Genomic DNA, 6,095 nt, shown 5'->3' on the forward strand with positions numbered 1-6,095 from the left:
CCGGCGACAGCACCGGCCGCCGCTGTGCCGGGCGGCGCCGACCAGGACCGCAAGGCCCGACCGGCCGCGGCCGCGAGCAGCGAAGGCAGCTCGATTCGCGTCGGCGTCGAGAAGGTCGACCAGCTGATCAACCTCGTCGGCGAACTGGTGATCACGCAGGCCATGCTCGCGGAAACGACGAGCACCTTCGACCCCGCGCTGCACGACCGCCTGTACAACGGGATGGCGCAACTCGAGCGCAACGCGCGCGACCTGCAGGAAGCGGTGATGTCGATCCGCATGATGCCGATGGACTACGTCTTCAGCCGCTTCCCGCGTCTCGTGCGCGATCTGGCGGCGAAGCTCGGCAAGGAAGTGGAACTCGTCACCTTCGGTCAGGCGACCGAACTCGACAAGAGCCTTATCGAGCGCATCATCGACCCGCTCACGCACCTCGTGCGCAACAGTCTCGATCACGGCATCGAGACGGTCGAAGCACGGCGTGCGGCGGGCAAGGACGGCACCGGCCAGCTGGTGCTGTCGGCCGCGCATCACGGCGGCAATATCGTGATCGAAGTGAGCGACGACGGCGCGGGGCTGCGCCGCGACAAGATTCTCGCGAAGGCGATCAAGCAAGGCATGTCGGTCAGCGAATCGATGAGCGACGAGGAAGTCTGGAACCTGATTTTCCTGCCGGGCTTCTCGACCGCCGAACAGGTGACCGATGTGTCGGGCCGCGGCGTCGGCATGGACGTCGTGAAGCGGAACATCCAGGCGATGGGCGGTCACGTCGAAATCACGTCGCACGCGGGCAAGGGCAGCACGACGCGCATCGTGTTGCCGCTCACGCTGGCCATTCTGGACGGCATGTCGGTGAAGGTCGGCAACGAGATCTTTATCCTGCCGCTGAACTTCGTGATGGAATCGCTGCAGCCGCGCGCCGACGATATCTACACGGTGGCCAACGGCGAGCGCGTGGTGCGCGTGCGCGGCGAATATCTGCCGCTCGTCGCGCTGCACGAGGTGTTCACCGTCGACGGCGCGCGCACCGACCCGACCCAGGGCATCGTCACGATCATGGAAACCGAAGGGCGCCGCTTTGCGATGCTGATCGACGAACTGGTCGGCCAGCAGCAGGTGGTCGTGAAGAACCTCGAAACGAACTACCGGAAGGTGCACGGCATATCCGCCGCGACGATTCTCGGCGACGGCAGCGTCGCGCTGATTGTCGACGTGGCGGCGCTCAACCGCGAGACGCGCGCCGCACACGGCTCGCTCGCGCTGGCGTGAGCGACCGCGTCACCCGATCCGGCATCCGATATCCGATAAGCAAACCAACTCATACCCAACCCTCTGGGGGCTAACGTGGCAGACATTCAATCGATCAACCCGGCCATGCATGGCGCAGTGAGCCGCCGCGACGCAGCGCAGGCCGAAGCGGGCGGCCAGGAGTTCCTCGTCTTCACGCTCGGCGCCGAGGAATACGGCATCGACATTCTCAAGGTGCAGGAAATCCGCGGCTACGACAGCGTCACGCGCATCGCGAACGCGCCCGACTTCATCAAGGGCGTGATCAACCTGCGCGGCATCATCGTGCCGATCGTCGACATGCGTATCAAGTTCCATCTGGGCCGCGTCGAGTACGACCATCAGACGGTCGTGATCATCCTGAATGTCGCGCATCGCGTGGTCGGCATGGTGGTCGACGGCGTGTCGGACGTGCTGACGCTGACCGCCGATCAGATCATGCCGGCGCCCGAATTCGGCGCGACGCTGACGACCGAATACCTGACCGGCCTCGGCACGGTCGACGGCCGCATGCTGATCCTGATGGACATCGAGAAGCTGATGACGAGCCGCGAAATGGAGCTGATCGAGGCGGTGAGCCTTTGATGGCGCATCGGATGGCGCTGATGGTGCCGATGGTGCAATAGGCAGGAGAAAGACATGTTGAACCGATGGTCGATCCGCGCGGCGCTGACTCTGGTCGGCATCGTGCTGGTGCTGCTGACGGTAGCGGTCGGCGCGCTTGGACTCTTTTCGCTGTCGCGCGCAACCGGCGCGCTTGACGAGATCGCCAATGGCGACCTGATGGCGACGCGCGCGTTGAGCGATACGTCGACCTATCTGCTGCGCGGCCGCGTCACGCTGGATCGCGCGAGCGGCTTGCTGAGCGACGGCGAACTCGATCAGGCCAAGGTGGCGATCAATCGCGCGCAGGAGCTGTTCAAGCTCTCGAACGACGCGTGGCAGACGTTCACGTCGCTGGAAAAAGGCGGCGGCATCGATCAGGCGCTGATCGACGAGGCGTTCGCGCGCCGCACGGCGCTGGTGCACGACGGCGTCGAGCCGGAGCTCACCGCGCTGCGCGAAGTCGATCTGACCACGTATAGGAAGATCGCGAACACGCAGATCAGCCCGTTGTTCGTCGGCTTCGACAATGCGGCGACGCCGATCGTGAAGGCGCTGCAGGACAGCGCGAACCGCAAGCAGGCGGACACCAGCGCGTATATCGCGACGATGAAGGTGCTGATCGGCACCGGCGTCGCGATCGCGGTGCTGATGCTGATCGTCGTGCAGCTGGTGCTGCGCGGCATGATCACGAGGCCGCTCGACGAGGCGATCGATTGCTTCGAACGGATCGCCACCGGCGACCTGACGCAGATCGTGCAGAGCGCGCGCCGCCACGAGATGGGGCGTCTGTTCGCGGCGATCCGCAAGATGCAGGACGGCGTGGTCGCGCTGGTGAAGGCCGTGCATGGCAGCACCGAATCGATCGACACCGGCGCGCGCGAGATCGCGATGGGCAATACGGATCTCTCGCAGCGCACCGAGCAGCAGGCCGCATCGCTGCAGACTACCGCGTCGAGCATGGAGCAGCTGACCGGCACCGTGCGCCAGAACGCGGAGAATGCGCGGCAGGCGAGCCAGCTGGCGGTGAACGCATCGGACATCGCGACGCGCGGCGGCGACGTGGTCAGCGAAGTGGTCGTGACGATGCGCGATATCGCGGCGAGCTCGAACAAGGTCGTCGATATCATCGGCGTGATCGAAGGTATCGCGTTCCAGACCAACATTCTGGCGCTGAATGCCGCGGTCGAAGCGGCGCGCGCGGGCGAACAGGGCCGCGGCTTCGCGGTCGTGGCCGGCGAAGTGCGCAGCCTCGCGCAACGCAGCGCGAGCGCGGCGAAGGAAATCAAGGAAATGATCGGCGACTCCGCCGGCAAGGTGCAAAGCGGCTCGGAACTCGTCGGCCGCGCCGGCGCGACGATGGAAGAAATCCTGCAGGCGGTGCGGCGCGTGACCGACATCATGGGCGAGATCAGCGCGGCGTCGGAAGAACAGTCCGGCGGCATCGAGCAGGTCAATCGCGCAGTGAGCCAGATGGACGACGTGACGCAGCAGAACGCGGCGCTCGTCGAACAGGCGGCCGCGGCGGCGGCGTCGCTTGAAGAACAGACGCGTCAATTGCGCGGCGTGGTCGGCGGCTGGCGCGTGTCGAGCAGCGGTCACGCCGATTTCTCGGCGCCGCTGCGCACGGCGGCGCGTCCAGTGGCGGCTCGCCCGCATCCGGCGGCGCCCGCGCGCGCGGCAGGATCGGTTGCGTCCGCAAGCAAGGCGGCGCATGCCGCGCAAAGCGACGCGGTCGGCACCGAAGGCGCCGCGCCGAAGCACGACGCGGCGAAGCACGATGGTCCGAAACATATGGCGCCGGCTGGCCGTACCGAACCGGTGCTCAAGCGTCCGGCCGCGCGTGTCGCGGCTGCTGCGCCTGCGCCGGCGGCATCGGTGGCGGCCGCCCCGGATGCGGACTGGGAAACGTTCTAGAAGGATTGATGTGGACATGCAGGGCTACGGCTTCGCGCCCGTGAACGGGCGACACAGCACCGCGCGCTTTTCGGGCGCGCTCGGGCGAGGCCGTCCGCTGCACGTGCACGCCCGTGCAAACCGCGTCATCAGCGCAGCGCGCGCGCGGGGTATCCAATGAGCGACACGCGCGCATCGCAACGCGGCAACCGTGCCGAAGCGCCGCGTGCCGGCGAGGCCGGCCGCGACTTCGAGTTCACCTCCGCGGACTTCGAGCGCATTCGCGAGCTGATCTATCGCCGCGCCGGCATCTCGCTGTCCGACCACAAGCGCGACATGGCGTATAGCCGTCTCGCGCGCCGTTTGCGTACGCTCGGTCTCGACAACTTTCGCGCATACCTCGATCAGCTCGAAGCGAGCAACGATCCCGCCGAATGGGAGGCGTTCACCAACGCGCTGACCACCAACCTGACCGCGTTTTTCCGCGAAGCGCATCACTTTCCGATTCTCGCGGAGTTCGTGAAAAAGCGGCCGCAGCCGGTGTCGGTGTGGTGTTCGGCCGCGTCGACCGGTGAAGAACCGTATTCGATCGCGATGACGCTCGTCGAGTCGCTCGGCGATTCGGCCGCGCGTCAGGCGACGGTGCTCGCGACCGACATCGATACGCAGGTGCTCGCAAAATGCGACGCGGGTGTCTACCAGTACGAGCAGGTGCGGCATCTGTCGCCGGAGCGCCTCAAGCGCTTCTTCCTGCGCGGCACCGGCGCGCATGCGGGACTCGTGAAAGTGCGTCCCGAACTGCGCGCGATGGTCCGCTTCGAGCGGCTCAACCTGACCGATCACGATTACGGCCTGCGCAATCCGTTCGATGCGATCTTCTGCCGCAACGTGATGATCTACTTCGACAAGCCGACCCAGGCGCAGGTGCTGTCGCGCTTCGAGCCGCTCGTGAAGCCGCGCGGGCTGCTGTTTGCCGGTCACTCGGAGAACTTCACCTATGTGACGCAGGCGTTCCGGCTGCGCGGACAGACCGTGTACGAACTGACGCGCGACGGCGATGGCGCACCGGCGCAAGCACGCGCCCACGGCGGCGTCCGTGCGCACGGTGCGATGAATGAGGTGAATGCATGAGCGCCGCGCTGCCGATCGCCAACAATCTCTACTACGACAACCATTTCAAACGCCCCGGCGTGAAGCTGTTGCCGAACGAGTTCTATACGACCAGCGAGGACATGGTGCTCGTCACCGTGCTCGGCTCGTGCGTCGCCGCGTGCATTCAGGACCGCACCGCCGGCATCGGCGGGATGAATCACTTCATGCTGCCCGACGACGGCGCGGAGGTCGTGCAGGCGGCGTCCGACGCGATGCGCTATGGCGCGTACGCGATGGAAGTGCTGATCAACGAGCTGATCAAGGCGGGCGGGCGCCGCGAGCGCTTCGAAGCGAAAGTGTTCGGCGGCGCGGCGGTGCTCGCCGGCATGACGACGATGAATATCGGCGATCGCAATTCGGAGTTCGTGCGTCGTTATCTCGCGCTCGAAAAGATCCGTATCCTGGCCGAGGATCTGCAGGGCGCGCATCCGCGCAAGGTCGCGTTCCTGCCGCGCACCGGCCAGGTGATGGTAAAGAAACTCGGGTTGCAGCAGGACCCGGATGTGGCGGAACGCGAACGCGTGCTGGCCCGGCAGACCGCCGAGGCGCGCGCCGAGCGGCTGGCGAAGGCGCGTGCGCGCGTCGAGCTGTTCAGCGCCGGACGCGGCGCGCCGGACGCGGGCGGCCAGGCCGGCGCAGCACGGCCTCGCATCGAGCTGTTTGGCGCAGGTGGGCGCGAGAACGATTCCAACAATGCGCGGACCGCAGAGGAGGCGTAATAACTGTGCAAAAGATCAAGGTACTGTGCGTCGATGATTCGGCGCTGATCCGCAGCCTGATGACCGAGATCATCAACGGCCAGGCGGACATGGAAGTGGTGGCGACCGCGCCTGATCCGCTCGTCGCGCGCGAGCTGATCAAACAGCACAACCCGGATGTGCTGACGCTCGACGTCGAAATGCCGCGTATGGACGGCCTCGATTTCCTTGAAAAGCTGATGCGGCTGCGGCCGATGCCGGTCGTGATGGTGTCGTCGCTGACCGAGCGCGGCTCGGAAATCACGCTGCGCGCGCTCGAACTGGGCGCGGTCGATTTCGTCACGAAGCCGCGCGTCGGCATCCGCGACGGCATGCTCGAGTACTCGGAGAAGCTGGCCGACAAGGTGCGCGCGGCAGCCCGCGCGCGCGTGCGGCAGACGGCGCCGGCCGCGCATCCGG

Annotated in this window: 6 protein-coding genes; all 6 read left to right on the forward strand. The window is 66.4% G+C overall.

Going from position 1 to position 6,095, the window contains the following annotated elements:
- Positions 1–1,269: chemotaxis protein CheW (locus tag HV675_RS31745; protein WP_175115417.1), on the forward strand; the 1,269-nt coding region annotated here is incomplete at its 5' end.
- 105 nt (positions 1,270–1,374) lie between these two features.
- Positions 1,375–1,872 carry a chemotaxis protein CheW gene (cheW, locus tag HV675_RS31750; protein WP_377700478.1) on the forward strand — a complete coding sequence of 166 codons (498 nt, stop codon included), beginning with the start codon at positions 1,375–1,377 and terminating at the stop codon, positions 1,870–1,872.
- Positions 1,873–1,926: 54 nt separating this feature from the next.
- Positions 1,927–3,807 carry a methyl-accepting chemotaxis protein gene (locus HV675_RS31755; protein WP_175115419.1) on the forward strand — a complete coding sequence of 627 codons (1,881 nt, stop codon included), beginning with the start codon at positions 1,927–1,929 and terminating at the stop codon, positions 3,805–3,807.
- Between the two features lie 156 nt (positions 3,808–3,963).
- Entirely contained in the window at positions 3,964–4,917 is a 954-nt protein-coding gene (locus HV675_RS31760; RefSeq protein ID WP_175115420.1) for a CheR family methyltransferase, read from the forward strand.
- Positions 4,914–5,657, forward strand: a complete 744-nt coding sequence (cheD, locus tag HV675_RS31765) for a chemoreceptor glutamine deamidase CheD (RefSeq protein WP_175115421.1) — start codon at positions 4,914–4,916, stop codon at positions 5,655–5,657. The genes HV675_RS31760 and cheD overlap by 4 nt, the downstream gene beginning before the upstream one ends.
- Before the next feature lie 59 nt (positions 5,658–5,716).
- On the forward strand, positions 5,717–6,095 hold a 379-nt coding region (locus HV675_RS31770; RefSeq protein ID WP_281364202.1), incomplete at its 3' end, for a response regulator.

Origin of the sequence: Paraburkholderia solisilvae (assembly GCF_902859875.1) — a bacterium.
Taxonomy (GTDB): Bacteria; Pseudomonadota; Gammaproteobacteria; order Burkholderiales; family Burkholderiaceae; genus Paraburkholderia; species Paraburkholderia solisilvae.